This window comes from Bacteroidia bacterium (genome assembly GCA_041391665.1).
In the GTDB taxonomy this organism is placed as follows: domain Bacteria; phylum Bacteroidota; class Bacteroidia; order J057; family J057; genus JAGQVA01.
Genome location: JAWKNO010000003.1, coordinates 706,637 through 723,035, shown reverse-complemented (window position 1 = coordinate 723,035; position 16,399 = coordinate 706,637). Strand labels below are relative to the sequence as shown.

At 38.0% G+C, this 16,399-nt stretch carries 12 protein-coding genes; 2 read left to right on the top strand and 10 right to left on the bottom strand.

What is annotated here, in order from left to right:
* Positions 1–17: 17 nt before the first annotated feature.
* From R3D00_25745 to R3D00_25735, 3 genes are all read right to left on the bottom strand, one after another.
* Positions 18–638, bottom strand: coding sequence for a Crp/Fnr family transcriptional regulator (locus R3D00_25745; GenBank protein ID MEZ4776606.1), 621 nt, complete (start codon positions 636–638; stop codon positions 18–20).
* 81 nt (positions 639–719) lie between these two features.
* Positions 720–2,222: a hypothetical protein gene (locus R3D00_25740; protein ID MEZ4776605.1), complete on the bottom strand. Its 1,503-nt coding sequence runs from the start codon at positions 2,220–2,222 to the stop codon at positions 720–722.
* Positions 2,212–3,792 carry an ATP-binding domain-containing protein gene (locus R3D00_25735; protein ID MEZ4776604.1) on the bottom strand — a complete coding sequence of 527 codons (1,581 nt, stop codon included), beginning with the start codon at positions 3,790–3,792 and terminating at the stop codon, positions 2,212–2,214. The genes R3D00_25740 and R3D00_25735 overlap by 11 nt, the downstream gene beginning before the upstream one ends.
* Positions 3,793–3,992: 200 nt before the next feature.
* Between R3D00_25735 and R3D00_25730 the strand changes: the two genes are divergently transcribed.
* Positions 3,993–5,384: an IS66 family transposase gene (locus R3D00_25730; GenBank protein ID MEZ4776603.1), complete on the top strand. Its 1,392-nt coding sequence runs from the start codon at positions 3,993–3,995 to the stop codon at positions 5,382–5,384.
* Here the strand turns inward: R3D00_25730 and R3D00_25725 are convergent.
* From R3D00_25725 to R3D00_25705, 5 genes are all read right to left on the bottom strand, one after another.
* Positions 5,381–5,893: an AAA family ATPase gene (locus R3D00_25725; GenBank protein ID MEZ4776602.1), complete on the bottom strand. Its 513-nt coding sequence runs from the start codon at positions 5,891–5,893 to the stop codon at positions 5,381–5,383. The two genes, R3D00_25730 and R3D00_25725, sit on opposite strands and share 4 nt — an antisense overlap.
* Positions 5,894–5,957: 64 nt before the next feature.
* Positions 5,958–6,305 carry a DUF3127 domain-containing protein gene (locus R3D00_25720; protein MEZ4776601.1) on the bottom strand — a complete coding sequence of 116 codons (348 nt, stop codon included), beginning with the start codon at positions 6,303–6,305 and terminating at the stop codon, positions 5,958–5,960.
* Between the two features lie 5 nt (positions 6,306–6,310).
* Positions 6,311–8,074, bottom strand: coding sequence for a response regulator (locus R3D00_25715; protein MEZ4776600.1), 1,764 nt, complete (start codon positions 8,072–8,074; stop codon positions 6,311–6,313).
* A complete protein-coding gene (locus tag R3D00_25710) occupies positions 8,071–8,754 on the bottom strand; it encodes a hypothetical protein (GenBank protein MEZ4776599.1) in 684 nt (227 codons plus the stop codon). The genes R3D00_25715 and R3D00_25710 overlap by 4 nt, the downstream gene beginning before the upstream one ends.
* Positions 8,755–8,757: 3 nt before the next feature.
* On the bottom strand, positions 8,758–10,968 hold the full coding sequence (locus R3D00_25705; GenBank protein ID MEZ4776598.1) for a reverse transcriptase family protein: 2,211 nt from the start codon (positions 10,966–10,968) through the stop codon (positions 8,758–8,760).
* Between the two features lie 508 nt (positions 10,969–11,476).
* Between R3D00_25705 and R3D00_25700 the strand changes: the two genes are divergently transcribed.
* On the top strand, positions 11,477–12,382 hold the full coding sequence (locus R3D00_25700) for a WYL domain-containing protein (protein ID MEZ4776597.1): 906 nt from the start codon (positions 11,477–11,479) through the stop codon (positions 12,380–12,382).
* Between the two features lie 108 nt (positions 12,383–12,490).
* Here the strand turns inward: R3D00_25700 and R3D00_25695 are convergent, their stop codons facing one another.
* Positions 12,491–13,159 (bottom strand): DUF4391 domain-containing protein, encoded by a 669-nt coding sequence (locus R3D00_25695; GenBank protein ID MEZ4776596.1) that lies wholly within the window; start codon positions 13,157–13,159, stop codon positions 12,491–12,493.
* Complete coding sequence (locus R3D00_25690) at positions 13,160–16,393, bottom strand: helicase-related protein (protein MEZ4776595.1); 3,234 nt, start codon at positions 16,391–16,393, stop codon at positions 13,160–13,162. It abuts the gene before it with no gap.
* Between the last annotated feature and the right edge of the window lie 6 nt (positions 16,394–16,399).

Sequence of the window (16,399 nt, the reverse complement as noted above, 5' to 3'; positions counted from 1 at the left end):
TAGTACAGCAACTTATGTTACAGAAGGGTGATTTTATTCCGGCCCAGTTGCACGAGGTTTTCGGTTTCCATTTGTTTCAGCAGCCTCGATACCACGACACGGGCAGTTCCGAGTTCGTTGGCGATTTGTTCGTGTGTGACATTCAGGATGTTGCTCTGTGTGAGGGCGCATTTCCGTTTGATGAAGGCCAGCAGGCGCTCATCCATTTTCTTGAATGCGACAGCATTTACCACTTCCAGCAAATCCTCAAACCGCTTGTGATACAGTCTGAAAATATAATCCAGCCATTCGGGATACTCCTTGATGAGGAGGCTCACCTTGTCTGTCGGAATAAACAGAATTTCGGTTTCCTCCTCCGCGACAGCCTTCACCTTGCTGGTATCATGATGCATCCCTCCCAAAAACGACATGATGCAGCTTTCCCCGGCGTGGATATAGTACAAGAGAATTTCCCTGCCCTCCTCGTCGGTGCGCATCACCCGGATGGAGCCCCTCGTGACGATGGGAATCGCTTCGATCCATGCATCCTCCCGGAGAATCACCGCTCCCTCCGCGAAAGTTTTCGATGAACCCATTTCCGCCAATTTCTCCCTCAGCTCCGACGAAGACTTAAACTCAATGATATTGTTTAATTCCATGTGGGAAATTTAAGCGTTTTTTGGGAGTTTTTGGGTATTGGTGGGGGGATACAATGTTTGAATATTAGATTCCATGCTCTCTTACAATAGCAGTTTCCAACCCCACTGTTTTTTCACTTGATTATATGATTTTATTGCAGATCCGGTAAAATGCAATCCATCAGTAAGCTTCAGTTTTGAAACTAATGAAGGATGGATGAAAACATCATCAATGAATCCGAATGGTTTACCGGTAAGTATTTTAACGATTCCAGATACTTGCTTTAAAAATTGCATCTTAAACGCTTCGTCATTCAACTTGACTGCGGTATAGAGTTGATACATTCCTTCTTTGCTTCCGCCCTGAAATCGTACCTTCAAAGTATCTCCAATCTTCACATCTGAGAAAAAACGATCATATTTGAAAAAGCCAAACTTAGTTTCGGAGGCAATAAAATTAAGCATCTTCTTATCAGAGTTTACAAATTCAACAATTACTAATTCCTCTGGCACATCGCTGAATAAAAGTGCTTCAGCAATGGGTACATAAGCTTTATAGAATTCCCAATTGGATTTGGCTGCTACAGCCGTTTTGTACCATTCCGTAGCTTGCCATTTAGTTACTTCATTAGGTATGTTAAACCCATGCTCACTTCTTGCATAAACTAACAAATCTATCTCTGTCCTTGCCTCGTTATAGAGTTTTTTTGCGATTAATATCCTTGCCATTTTTTGCCTTAAGTTCACCAACATTTCATCCGGACTTTTACAAGATAAAGCTTTGCAATAGCAGGCAAATACTTTTTCAGGATCGTTTGAAAAAGCCTCTGCAAGGATTTCCCATACCCAAAAATCATTTCGTTTTTTCTTGGCAAAAGGCAACAATGATTCAAGCATATTGTCCTTGTCACCTAATGCTAATAATAATTTTGCATTGAAATAGGCCGGATACTGAAACTTTGGATAATCTTCAACTATTGCTGACAATATGGGTAAGAATGCCTCAGCCTTCTCTTTATTAAATATAATTTCACCGTGTTGTGTCTGTTTCGGCAGTAAATGCTTTGCATAGGTAATATAAGCTTGCTCTGCTATTGCCATTACCTCATTGCCATTTGGCATTCTTTCCTTTTGGAAATTTTCGGGCATGAAATTTTTAAAATCCCACCAATCAGCAAATTGAATATAATTGTCAGTTTCCTTTAGTGATTTATGTAATGCTTTAAATAAAAAGCTATAACCTTCTGATGGTTTTGGAAAATGGAATGATTGAATTACTTCAAATAGACGTACCCCTTTGTAATGGTCAGTCGGATTACTTCTTAGTAAACTGAATGCGATTATACCAACCTGCCAGCACAATTTTTCAAACAGCATTTTTTCTTCAAGAGGCAAGTCTAATTTTTTGATTTCATCAAGCCACGAAACAAATACGTCAAAATGATCCGGTGAATTATTCTGTTTCAAATAGTCATAATACACCCAGCTAATGTTACGTTTAGGCCAAATATTATCCGGATCAGCCTCTAATTCTGTTTTTGCTAAGCTCAGAGCTTCCTCCAACTTACCCGCCTGACGTAGTTCTTTTATTTCTTTAGCTGGCATATTCTTCTTGTTTAAAGGTTAGTAATGCCGTTTGAATGTCGGAAATCAACATCTGGCTGTTGGTTTGATTTTGAATCGGGACAACCCTTCCAAAGAAACCATTCTTTTTATATTCAAAATCTACAACGGCTGTTTCATTATTTCGCTTATATGTATAGCGTTCTTTGTATTGCTGATGTTCAATATTATCAATCATAATATCTGTTTCTTTAAACAACAATACTAAGTCATCAAACAAACTTCTTGTAAAAGGAAACGCCTCCTCTAACTCAAAGTCAAATTCTATTTGGCTAATAATCGTTTCGGCAGTATTTCGTTTTATAGAAACGTTTGGTAAATGATTTAATATTTCGGCAAGTGTATTATTGAATGCACTATTTGGAGAAAGATTTGGCATTGAGGCAAAAGGTTTTCTAAATTCATTTTGGCCATTGACATACGTTCTGAAAACAGCTCTGTCTTGTTCCCTTATAAGAGTGAATCGAACCTCATAGCCTATTTTCTCCCATCCAACTACTTCAATATATTGTCTTCTTACTGCATGGCGTACTTTGATAAAATGATCCTGTAATTGAATTGGTTGATCTAAAAGGTTCAAACTAGATAATTGTCGTAATAATTCGTTATCCAGACTGATTTCTTCTGTTTGGACTTGATTGCCGGTTAATTCATTTAAAGCATTCAAGACTGTTACATCGAGGAATGCCATAGCTGAATATGAGTTGAAAAACGGAGGATTTAATGCATACAGCGTTTTTGATGCCCGAGTGATAGCCGTGTATGCCCAGCGATAAAAATCCTGATTTGTTTTACCTGCTCTTCTTTGTTTATCAATAAAACAGTCGAATCCTTCCATATTATCATTGTCCCAAACGGTAAATACATTATCCCATTCGCCACCTTGTGCCTTGTGGCAAGTAACAGCATAACCATACTTCATAAACAGACAATTGAAATATTCATCCTGCATGATGGCGTCCTTAAACGCTATTGTTTTGGGTTTTAATCCTTTGTGCCGGGAGGTGAAATCTACATACAGCGCCTGCATTTCTTCCGGCTTTAAATAGTTGTCACCATAAAGGAAATTTTCAAGCATCTTACCCTTTACAATCTTATTATTGCTTTCAGCATCTGGGAAAACCAACTCCACATCACGCCAGGTTAAGGTTACCGGATTCTTACCTCTTAATGCAATTGTTCTCTGTGTGACTATATCACTTACTTCATTGATAACAGCAAACTCACCATTGAAAACACCTTTTCGATAATTGTTACCACCCATGATAACAATATCACTTTTCTGAACAGGCAAATCAGCATTGCCAAATCTCCTTTCTCTTATTTGCAAATTGAGGTCAAGACAGGTTTTGTTTTTACTTGCAATGATAATTTTTGGACTTGCTGCTTCTTGCCAGGTGTCAAGGAAAGTTTCATAAGTAGGATTTAAAATATCTTTTCCATTGGAACGCAAATTGAAGTCGTTAAAGAAACGGGCTGAAATACTCTTGCGTATTTTTGCAGCTGCTCTTAATATGCCACTATCACCACCTTGCCTTTTCACTTCCTTCATTTCGGTTTCTTCAGAAGAAATATTGAAATGCTCTTTTAGATAACTGGCTTCAAAAGCTTTTGAACTATTATCACCTACGGGAGGTAACTGACAAGGGTCTCCAACGAAGATGATTTGTAACTACTTAGGTTCCCTCTCAAGGAAATAAAAAAAAAGGAGAGACCTGAAAAAAAATAATAAATTAGATAAAAAGAGCGCAGATGAACTTACCCGAAACGCTGGAAGGCTGTCATGAGTTAATACGGGAATTAATGGCCCAGGTGTTATCCTTAAGTGAGGACGTGAAGCGTTTGCGTGCGCAGTTGGACCAAAACAGTGGGAATAGTTCGAAGCCCTCGTCAAGTGATGGATTTCGGAAGAAGATTGTGCTGCCGAAGAAGAAAGGCAAAGGGAAGAAGTCGGGGGGGCAGGTAGGTCATAAGGGTCACACGCTGGAGATGGTAGCAGAAGCAGATGAGGTAGTGGCCTTGATACCGGATCGATGTGAGTGTGGAGAAAGTCTGGCGGGGGGGGAACCCCAACTGGCAGCCCGTCGTCAGGTGTTTGATTTGCCCGTTCAAGCGTTGTATGTGCGGGAGTATCAGTCGTATGAATGTCGGTGCCCGAAATGCCGCTCGGTGATCTACCAACCGTTTCCGAAGGAGGTGTCGTCGCCGGTCCAATATGGTTCCGGGGTCAAGGCGCTGGTGGCCTTATTAAACACGAAGTTTCATTTATCGTGGCAGCGGACGAGTGAATTATTTCTGGATTTGTATGGATATTCGATCAACGATCATACGCAGGAACAGGCACTGAGTCAGGCCTACGAGCGGCTGGCGCCGGTAGAAGCCGAAATCAAGGCACAAGTTGCGGCCTCGGCGGTGGTTCATGCCGATGAGACCGGGGTGCGAACGGCGGGGAAATTACACTGGGTGCATACCAGCAGCACCGCCGATTATACCTACGTCTATGGGCATGAAAAGCGGGGTCGGGAAGCGCTGGGAGACGCCTCGATTTTACCGGGATATTCGGGCACACTGGTGCATGATTGTTGGGCTCCCTATTTTTCTTTTGAACACATACGACATGCGCTTTGTGGGGCGCATTTGGTACGGGAACTTCAGGGGTTGAAAGAAAATGGATCCCGTTGGGCCGCCCGGATGCAACGACTGCTCTTCACCCTACATCAAAAAATCCAGACTGAACCGACCTGGCAACTCACCCCGGAAGATCCCTTCTGGCGACGCTACGATCTCATCTGCAAAAGTGCCAATAAGGAAGAACCCCCGCCGATCAAAAATCTCCGCGGAAAACCCCGACAATCCAAGGGCAGGAATTTATACAACCGCCTAAACAAATTTAAATCCGCCGTCTTATTATTTGCCTCACAAACCGATGTGCCTTTTACCAATAACCAGGCCGAAAGGGATATTCGACCGCTGAAGGTCAAACAGAAAAATGCGGGTTGCTTCCGAACCAAAATCGGACTGGATCGCTTTTGTCGGATTTATTCCTTTTTATCCACCCTCCGAAAACGCAACCGCAATGCCCTCGACGAGTTGACCACTTTGTTTGATGGAAAAAATTCATTCTTTCCCCTCTTGAGTACCTAAGTAGTTACGATGATTTTAGAATTTACATTTGGCTGTGTTACTCTTGTGTAGGTAATCAAATCAGTCAATAAGTGGCTTGAACCAAAACGAAAAAACTCTCCTTCGCTTTTGGCATCAGATAGCATTGAGGCTTCATCCACTATGAATATCTTGCCAGCCACATCCACATTATTCCGGATTTTATAATAGTAATAGAAAGAATCACCTTCTTCAATCTCTACCATATCCTCATAACTGTAAATAGACTTATGAATAGTAAAAGCCTCTTGTCCGGTTTTTTCTCTAATTACTTTGGCTGCTCTGCCCGTGGGTGCCATTAAGGCAAAATCTTTTTCTGTGGCATTAAGATATTCTACTAACCCTTGCAGAATGGTTGTCTTACCGCTACCTGCATATCCCTTCAGCATAAAAACCTGCACCGGACTGGCTAAAAAAGCCTCCAGCTTAGTTAGGGCAGCCTCCTGACCTGGACTTAGGTTTAAATGCTTGAAGTGATTGAATATGCTCATGTCTTTTTATTTCTATGTAAATGTTGTATTAAACTGTGCGGTGTAACTGCACAGTTTAATATTTTTAAAAAGGCAATATATCGTCTTCACCATTTGGAATAAAATCATCCGTATTAACGGTATTATCAGAAGTGTTTTGAGTGCCTGTACCTGCTACCTCTATTTTCCATGCTTTAATATCGGTATACCATTTACTGTTGTATTCCCTGCTTTCGATGTCAAAATCAATTTGCAATGAGTTACCGATTTGCAATTGACCTTCATTGATCTTATCTCCCCAAATTGAGACGCATACTTTTTTAGGGTACTGACCATCTGTTTCAACAATGATATCTTGTTTTTTCCATTCTCCATTTTTACCTGTACCGGTTTGGATTGGAAGCAGCTGCGTGAGTTTGGCTGTGAGTTGCATAGAATTTACAGATTTTTAATTATACTTGTAACAGAAGTTGACCATTTCAAAATTTCTTTCGACTGCAAAACTTTTAACATACTTCTCTTTGAGGAATCTGAATGGATGAAATCATTACGGTAATCAGAAAGAGAAATTAAATCGATTAAGATACTATCATCTGTAATGTTAAGTTTTTTCACAGCAAGATTTAGGGTCTTGTTTAAAGTAGATTTTAACCATTCGGGTTTTATTCTAATTTGTTCTTTAACCCTTTTCTCCCTATTATAATAATCTAAACGATCTGTTGGCTTTTTCCATGCTTTTGAGTTTTTATCAAAATAATCTACAGGTACGTTGTCAAAAAATTTTGGCGGCTCATCCCATGCAATTTTCTGATAAAAAATCTCATTTAGGTATTCCAATATTTTATACAGCATTATCATCGCCATACCATATCTGTTTTCATTATTTGTTTTAAGTATTTCAAAAATTGCATCTAACTCCTGGAGTAGTAGATTTTGATATTTAATACCATTTAATTGTTCCTTTAAGTGCCTTGGAAAGTACTTAGTTGTCAATGGATTCTTAGAAAATACTTTCTTTATTTCCTCAAACAAATTCCATATCTCTTTGAGGTAAGCGTTTGACAAACAAATTGTAATTTGTTTACTTAATGAACTTAAAGCTTCGTAAGTATATGAACTATTGATTGTCAATTCAGGAGATTCCTTTAAAAGAAACCCATCAGCACCATTAGCTTGCAACTCTAATAAATTCCACACTTTATTGGAAGCTGTAAATATTATTACCTGGATACCGGGATTGATTAATTTTATTGCATTCAGTACTTTGTATCCGGTTAAAAGCGATGAATTGTGAGAATTTGTAAAATCGGAATCGGACAAACGCAAATCCAATAAAACTACATCCGGTTTAAAACTTTGAATTTTCTTATCGCATTCTTTTAAAATATCCTGATGCGACCTGTCCTTAAAATCGTACTTCAAAGTTTCGAACTTGATTTCCGTAGATGATGTAGCAAAATAATTTGATAAAACTACATTCCATCCTTTATTCCACTCATCATCAATATAAAGAATACGACCTTTCCCATTTATTTTAAAAGCTGCCTTATCTGGCTCTGCTTCTATCGGATACTTAGCTTGAAGAAATTTGTAATACAATAAGCTTTCAATATTAATCCTTACATCTTTTAAAGCTTCTACTTCAGTGGCTATACCAAGCACCTTTGCCCATCTTAAAATACTCCATTCATTTGCAATAGAATGGTGAGAAAGATAATTTGAAGGCGGATTTATAATTATTGAATTTACAAACGAAGAAAAATCATCCAAAGGCTTTATCCTTCCATCAATAAACCATTTCAATGTTTTTTTATAATCATCCAGCGACTCCTTTATAAGATATATACCTTTAGTAAAAAATATTGAAGGCTCAGGATGTGTTAAACCCAAGTATTGGAAACTTTCTTCAGCAATAAAAACAATTGGCATATAAGCTTTTGTTCCTATGCTCTTTGTCAATCTAATATGATATGCCAATCTCAAACCAAGGTATTCTAAATAGTTCTTCGATAGAGATACTTTAATGAAAACGATATCACATTTTTCAAGTTTTTGCTTCAGACCACCATCAGTCAGATTTTCATTTATGTAAAAATCAACATCCTTGTCAAAGTCTACATCAAATACAAACTGCTCCGCCAACGGAAATAATTCGGTATTGTTGAAAGAGGTGTTATTGCTATGTATTAAAAGTTTTTTCATGCCATTTCATTTATTACTCTGTCAATTACGTATTTTATATCCTGAACCTGGTCAAAAGAAATCGGTGTTAAGTCATCACCTGAAAAAATTACATTCGTTTTCTCATTTATTAAGTCTGCTTTTATTGCGTTATTAATTTGCAAGTCTCTCACCCTTTTAATCAATTCACTGTCATCAATTTCAGAATCCGGGAATTGTACTCTTAACGCTTCCTTATTTAAAGCCACCGCAATATTATTCCTCAGGTTAAGAAGCAAACTCAATTTCCACTTCTTGCCAAACTGCAGTACCAATAAATTAACAGCATTACTTTCTTCAAAAGCTTCAATAAATAATTTAAGATTCTCAGAATAAAACTCTTTTGAATTAATATGCAGAAAGGGGAAATCTAAATCTTTCAAAACACTTGTTGTAATACCACCGGAAAAGAAAATCAAGGGCTTTCTATTTATTCTGCAATATTCCTTTAGTGTATCTCTTACTTCATTTGATAAAGCAGACCGGTGACTTGCAATACATTCATATTGATCAAGTGGTTTTGTATTATTACTCTTAAAAGAGCCTATAAGGTTATCAAATTCTAAACCTGTAATTATTGTAACTGATTTGCATTTCTTCAACTCAAAATCAGTATACTGTTCAAGGCGTGCTATTCTATCTTCAATTATGGCAATTTTCATCTTCTATTTATAAAAGGTTAGTATGTGTTTAAAGCCCTCTGCTGACATTATTTTTTCATATGCCGGATTTTCATTGTCCGATACGAGATAATTAATGCGGTATGCACCTTCAGCAAATTCAGATTCTATGCACCAATCACATAGATTTTGTAACTTATCTTTTATGGTGCTAAAGTCACCCCGTTTAAGATTTAGCTTATCATCATAAATTGACAAGCCGTTCTTAAAAGAATTACGATGTAGAATGGTAAGAACCAATCTGTCATTATTATTTTCAGTTACAGCATATTCCACAACTGGATGCTGAGGGTATTTTTGTATTCCTTCAAAAATTAAATCAAGGGCTTTACCGAGCCATTGTATGTCAGTATAAAAGGTTTTGTTTTCCAGATTAGAAACCTTAGGGGCAGAAAAACTAATTAAATAATTATCATGCTTTTGAAGAATAAGGTTTAGCAAAGCGGAATTTTCATCTCTAACTTCAATCTCATTCTTAAACACATCTATTATGTGTTTAAACTTTTGTAGTGTTTTCCCAGACCGCTGAATCTGAAACTTCTCCGGCAGAATGAAATCTTCAGGGTTTAATGAAATATCATTTTTACAAGCTTCAAGTAATTCAGGCGAACTCCATCCGAAGTAAATACGTTTCTTTGGATTTATATCACCCCATCCGGATTTGGCTATCTCCTTATTGAATAAAAAGTTATAAATCTTTCCATTTAGGTTTTCACTAAGCCCCTTTAAGGCATAACTAAACTTGCTATACTGAGATTTGGCAATTGATAGAAATTCAGATAAATCTTTAAACATGTTAGCATCTCGGCCAGCATCCCAACTATGTGTTGTGTATTTTAAAGCACTATCATTTACAGAGAAATTTTTCAAAAGCGCAACCAACTCTTTAGGTTTATGAAACACAGGTATTGGTTTTTCTTCAGCTTTAACCTTAGTAGGAACATCAATAATTTTCTCCTCTGAAACAACCATAGGTTGTTCAGTAAGGCCAAGCAATAGCTTCATCAAAGGTGTATTACTTATATCGGCCTCCTCAATTTCAATTAGGTTTTTTGATACAGTTGCAACTTTCCCTGTAAGCTTTTCAAATCTGGTTTTGAGTTTCTGATACAATTCATTATCCGCCCCCCTAACCATTTTCAGGTAATCAAGTTTGCCGGAAATAACATTTGCCATATCTGGCTTGCCATTCTTTACATGGCCTTTGTCGGCAATGTATTGCTGTAAAAAGAACCCTGATGCTCTTTCGTAACCATACCTTTCCCAGTAATAAAGCCACATACGCAATTGCTTGATGTATCGCTGCTGCACATTGGCTTTTTCATTCACCAACAGGCCGGTTACTTCTTTACGGTAGCCATCTTTTTGCAAACGGGTTTTACTTTCTTTAATGTGAAAGTTTTGCTCTGCAATGATCCTGTGCAACTCCTTCAAAAACTCACTATCCGGTTGATACACATTGTGCATGGAACTAAAAGTGATGTCATCGGCATAACGGCTGTATTTTAGGCCAAAACGCTTGGCCACCGCTGAGAGTAAATAATCCAGCCGTTGGCAAACGATGTTTGTTATAATTGGTGAGGTAGGAGCTCCCTGCGGAAGTACATTGCGTGTTACTTTTTCCCATTCACCTGCTCCGTTCTTGCGTTCTACCTCCATTGTGGTACAGCACAATGATGCAATGATATTCGCAATATCCAGGCGACTTGTATTCGCAGAAGTTACTTTATTTAGGTTAAATGGTTTTAACTGTAAACATTTCCACACCCTTGCCTGATCAACTGAAGGGAAAAAATCTTTCAGGTCGATATTATACACAAACTTACTACCAACATGCAATTTGGCATTATCCACTATTGATCTATCTCTAACAAAACCCATCGCTGCATGGTGCGGTTCAAAAACACATTGAAGCACAAAACTCAAGGTCTTTTGAAGAGATTTTAGCCCTTTAACGGGTGCATGTATGGAGCGTTCTGCACCTGATTTTTTCTTGATTTTAAATTCCGTATATCGCTTTCCCCCTAGTTTTGGATTGGCATACCAGCTTAGCTGTTTCAATTCAAATGGAACAGCCTTCTCTCCATAAACCAGCGGTTTCGCTTCATTCAATAAATGAAGAAAATCTCCCCTGGACTGCATTTTTTCAAAAGCAGTTCTGATTTGGTCGATATGCGCTTGTTCCAGTTTCATCATTTTAATAAGGGTTCAATGAAGCCTGCTGCATTATTCTTTGTTGATGAACCCAACCTTTGTCTATGTCCATAAATAATAAATAATAATATTTCGACATAATCTATCTTTATATAGCTTACAGAAGTATATAAAAGACAATTACCTAGAAACATTCATCCCGGATTGCTCCGGAACACCAACCGATCTGAAACCTTCTTGCGAAGGCTTCCAGTTGGCACAAATCAATATCGTGCAGCAGGCTTTCAAAGAACCATGTGCAAAGTAATATTCCAACTGTGCAGTGTAACTGCACAAAAGTAATTATTTTCAATTAACTTTGTGCCTTGTGAGACACAGTTAATTGAAAGCAAATAGAAATCTTATAGATGAAGTGTCTCTGCACAGCATAAAGGTTTAGATTATGGCGACGAATAAAAATGCCCTTATACGCTATAAAGTACTGGATAAATGCTTCAGGAATCCGGGAAGAAGATATTTTATTGATGACCTGATTGCAGAATGTGAAATTGTGCTACTTGAAATTGACCCTGGATCAAATGGAATCAGCAGAAGGCAGATATTTGAAGATATTGCTTTTATGGAAAGCAAGGAAGGGTGGAGCATAGAACTTAACAAGCTTCGTGATGGGAAAAAGGTTTATTACCGGTATGCAGACATGTCTTTCTCTATCAACAATATGCCTTTGAACGAAGTCGAAATTAATCAATTGAAAGCTGCGGTGGATATACTTTCACAGTTCAGGGGTATGCCTCAATTTGAATGGGTAAATGAACTGGTTCCTAAATTACAACAGGGAATTGCTTCTGATGAGGTATCCGCTACTATTATGGAGTTTGACAGCAACCAATACCTGAAGGGTATTGAGCACCTGGGACCTTTACATAATGCCATTTTTTACAAAAAGGTGCTTTCTATTAGCTATCAGCCATTTGAGAATGATACTCCTTTTGATATTGTGATTCATCCTTACTTTTTGAAGCAATACAATAATCGTTGGTTCTTGTTTGGCTATAATCCTGAAAAGGAAAAGTATGATTGGAATCTGGCTATAGACCGCATCGTTTCAATTAAGGAAATAAAAGGGCAGTATCAGAAAAACAATAAGATAGACTGGCTGGAATATTTTGAAGAAATTATCGGAGTTACAAAGCCCATTGATGCAGAACCTGAAAAAGTAATTTTACATTTTACAGGTAGAACAGGAAACTATATGGAAACCAAGCCGCTTCACGGTTCACAAAAATCAAAATGGATTGATATTAATACCCTGGAAGTAACATTGCATATTATCATCAACTATGAGCTGGAAAGGTTAATACTTTCGTATGCGGACAGCGTTGCTGTTATACAGCCATTGACCCTTACCAAGGCCATAAAAAATAGGCTAGGGGAAGCGCTGAAGCAGTATAAATGACCTTTACCAAAACCACAAATGCTACAGGCCCAATTCTGGCAGGTTTTCCTTTTCTCCATGCAAACCTAAAGACAGAGAGATTAGCCACCGCGAAGAATGTCGGAGAATTTAAAGAGAATCTGAAGAAGGGGGATGAATGGTGTTCAGTTCCTTTTCTAATCTCTTCAATTTTAAATTGAGTTCAACTTTTTCATTAAACTGTCTCGAGTTAGTCATTGCAGATTTTACTTTAGCGATTTCCTTTTGGAGCGAGAAAATATTTTTTTCGAAATCAATAAGCTTTTGAAGGGAATGAGGTGAGAGCTTCCCACTAATAGACAATTGAGCACAAAAATCCAGATATACGGCGTCAAGGCTTTTCTTTAGCTGCAACTTGTATTGGTTATCTGGAAGCTGAAACCAACCGGTTTTGAATGTCCAATCGACAATTGCATTATGCTCATTTAGGGGATGTTGGTGTTTTGCGGAGGTTGAAAAATAAATTTGGCTATCGTACACTACGATAAAAATAATAATATAAGGAATAGCTTTGTCTATAATATCCAGAACCTGCTTAATATCTTCTTTAACTTTAAGTTCGACCGTAAAAACCTGGATTTCCTTAATATCTTTAAAGTCAAGATTGACAGTATCCGTTGAAATTTTATGTGTCCATGTGATCCTGGCTATGCAATCAGTAAACAGTTTTTTTTGTTTCGTATTGGTATAATTATCAAAAGCATTTTTAGGTATTACCCTATTTACTTTTGTCGTATATGGAAGACTAAATATTTCCACTTATCGTACAATTAGAAATGAAATAAGTTTAAAATCTTCTATTCCCCTAAACCTATCTGTCAGCGCCGCGGTGCCGCCAGATTTAAATAAGCTAAGCACTTCCTTTTCCTCCTCAGTGTGTAAAATAGTACCGATGCTTTGTTTTAAAAGCAGCGAATATTCATTCATATTGTGGTAGTCATCGGTCTCTTCGCTCAAAAGTTTACAAAGATCAGTTATGGGTTCGATTTTCCCCTTGCAAAGCAAGCGAATGGCATCTAATACCTTTTTTGACTCTACATGATTCAAATAAAGCTCCCCCGATTTTTTAAGGTAAACCAGATAATATGGATGCAGACGGTTTAGTTTATTGATATTGACACTGGAGTTGACATTTCTCAATACGAAAATCACACCAGGCGGTAAAGTTTCGGTTGCTTTTACAGCTGCATGAAGCCCCTCAGGAAGTGAGGCAATTTCTCCATAGGTTTTAATATAATTACTCAGGTCAACGCGAAAATCATTAAGGCCAAGGTCCGTAATGCTCACCCCTTCTCTCAAATCTTCAAGGTCGATTACTTCGTCCTGTAGCTTTTGAAGCTGGATTTTACGATACTCCAGGTCTTTTTCATCAGTATTCAGTATGTTGTCATCTCCCGTACTGGCCATATTGCTGATCAGCATTCGACTTTCAACACGCTGCTTTAAATTGATATAAGCATCCAGCGTTACATCTGGCCAGAAGTTTACCATAGTAATACTGTCGTTTATAGAACCAATCCGGTCAATACGTCCAAAGCGTTGGATGATTCTTACTGGATTCCAGTGGATATCATAATTGATTAGGTAATCACAATCCTGCAGATTCTGCCCCTCAGAAATACAATCTGTGGCAATAAGTAAATCAATAGACTCCCATATTCCAGGATATAAACGAGCTTTATCTTTGGAAACTGGAGAAAAGCAAGTGAGCAGGGGGTTCAAATTAGCAGGGATATTTTGGGCATTTGTAATTTTGCGTGAGCCTGTGATTAAGGCGCTATTCAGTCCATAAGCATCTTTTAAATAGCCCGCAATATTTTCATACAGATAGTTGGCTGTATCTGCAAATGCTGTAAATACTATTACTTTTTTGTTGTCAGCGTTGAATGGCTCTGCATTTTTCTTATCAAGCAATGAAATTAATTTCTGGAGTTTATAATCATTCTCACCCCTGATATCTACTATATGATTCCATAATTCATTTAATAACGAATAATCCTCCTGGAGGTCTTCTTCCCACTTACGGGTATCCATATCTGCAATATGAACCTTGACCTTTTTCCCAATTACACTTTCTTCATCTCCCCAGTCCGCTTCCCAGTCAAATTCTTCGTCATTCATTTTGGCGTGAATACCTTCATATTCACCCTGAGATCCATTTTTGATTATTTTTAGGGCTTGTTCAATCTGAAAAATAATGCCTTCCAATGTGATTCTGAAGGAATCAACAGAACTCTCCAAACGCTTGAGAAGATTAATCCGCATAAGGATGCGCAGACTATTATCGCGATCAATTTGTGACAATTTGCCTCCGCCTGATCTCACTGCTTTTTCATATAAGCTTCTGTATGCACTCAACTTACTGGGCAGAATATAGTTCAGCGGAGTATAAATTGACAGATTCAACAAAATCAGGCGCTCGGCTATTTCTTTGTATGTGATTTCGTCATTTTCGGTAAGCGGACTTTGAATGGAAACAGGCTTATTTCGTGTCGGAAATTTGCCAATTGCTGTTGTATCATAATAGGTCGTAATATGTTTTCTGGAACGGGCAATAGTCAGCGAGTCTAGAATTTCAAAAAAATCAAAATCAAGCATTTCGAGCAGGCTTTCGGTGGTTCTCTGTACAGCACTGAGCTTACTCCATACATTAAAAGCCTGCTGGGCACGTCGGAAAACCACTTCAATCCCCATATCGGTATCAAGCTTTCGGTCTATACTTTCTGAATTTCCTTCATAAGCCAAAGCCAACTGATTTCGAAGATCATTGAAACGATTGTTTACTGGTGTTGCTGATAACATCAATACTTTCGTTTCAATGCCTTCTTTTATTACTTTTCGAAGTAGCGCCTGATATCGGTTTTCCCTATCCGCATTTGCATTATTATTTCTGAAATTGTGCGACTCATCAATCACTACAAGCCCATAGTTCCCCCAATTTACATTCTCCAACTGACGGCCATTGCTTGTTCCGTATTTTCGGCTAAGATCCGTATGGAAAAGCACATCGTAACGAAAACGATCCCCTGCCAGCAAATTCGTTTTGTCATTGTATCGGTAGGTATTCCAGTTGTCTTCCAACTTTTTGGGACACAGGACAAGTACGTCCTTGTTCCGCATTTCGTAGTACTTAATAATACCCAGGGCGGAGAAGGTTTTTCCTAATCCCACACTATCCGCCAAAATACAGCCTTTATATTTTTCGAGTTTGTTGATCGCTCCTATTACGGCATCTTTCTGAAAATTGTATAGCTTACTCCATATAATTGTATCTTTAAAACCTATCTGATCATTGGGGAGATTTTCCAACGATATGTCCTGAAGGAAGTCATTAAAAATATTATAAAGCGTAATGAAATAGATAAACTCCGGGCTATTTTCTTTGTACGCATTCGCAAAATACTCCTGGACTTTCCTTGTTACTTCTTTCAAATCCTCCTCGTTTTCCCAAATCTGATTAAACCATTCAAGATAGGCCTGGCTATCCGGGAAATCTGTTTTTTGAATAAGTGTCGGAAAACTCTTTTTGTGTGTTATTCCTAAATCAGATGTGGTAAAGCTGCTTACATTTAAATAGGCGTATTCCTCCTTGCCTGGATTCTGCACATGGATCATTCCATTCAATGGAAGCTGATGATGTTTGTTTGATTTGAAAGTAACCTTTTCGTTAACCCATTTTGAGCACTCTTTCGCAATGGATCGTTGGTTTAATTGATTTTTTAAACGTAACTCAAACTCTCCTCCGCATAAATCTACTTCTTTGAACAGGTGCGGAATAAAAAATTTTGGTACTTCCTTTTTGAGGTTTTCTTCTACAAAGGTTGGTGAGCTGAAAATGAAGCGTAATTCTTCAATCTTCTCCAACTCTTTTTTCAAGGCTTCATATGCGTAAATAGAGAAGGATGATGCCGCAATGCTTAGCTTGCTGCCCCTTTTTATACTTGCCTTCAGGTCATCGCCCAAACGGCTATTTACGTTGTCAATCAGCTTCATAAGGCT

Excerpts from the sequence above, each read along its gene's own strand:
- R3D00_25745 (MEZ4776606.1), bottom strand. The coding sequence starts at position 638 with ATGGAATTAAACAATATCATTGAGTTTAAGTCTTCGTCGGAGCTGAGG.
- R3D00_25740 (MEZ4776605.1), bottom strand. The coding sequence starts at position 2,222 with ATGCCAGCTAAAGAAATAAAAGAACTACGTCAGGCGGGTAAGTTGGAG.
- R3D00_25735 (MEZ4776604.1), bottom strand. The coding sequence starts at position 3,792 with ATGAAGGAAGTGAAAAGGCAAGGTGGTGATAGTGGCATATTAAGAGCA.
- R3D00_25730 (MEZ4776603.1), top strand. The coding sequence starts at position 3,993 with ATGAACTTACCCGAAACGCTGGAAGGCTGTCATGAGTTAATACGGGAA.
- R3D00_25725 (MEZ4776602.1), bottom strand. The coding sequence starts at position 5,893 with ATGAGCATATTCAATCACTTCAAGCATTTAAACCTAAGTCCAGGTCAG.
- R3D00_25720 (MEZ4776601.1), bottom strand. The coding sequence starts at position 6,305 with ATGCAACTCACAGCCAAACTCACGCAGCTGCTTCCAATCCAAACCGGT.
- R3D00_25715 (MEZ4776600.1), bottom strand. The coding sequence starts at position 8,074 with ATGAAAAAACTTTTAATACATAGCAATAACACCTCTTTCAACAATACC.
- R3D00_25710 (MEZ4776599.1), bottom strand. The coding sequence starts at position 8,754 with ATGAAAATTGCCATAATTGAAGATAGAATAGCACGCCTTGAACAGTAT.
- R3D00_25705 (MEZ4776598.1), bottom strand. The coding sequence starts at position 10,968 with ATGATGAAACTGGAACAAGCGCATATCGACCAAATCAGAACTGCTTTT.
- R3D00_25690 (MEZ4776595.1), bottom strand. The coding sequence starts at position 16,393 with ATGAAGCTGATTGACAACGTAAATAGCCGTTTGGGCGATGACCTGAAG.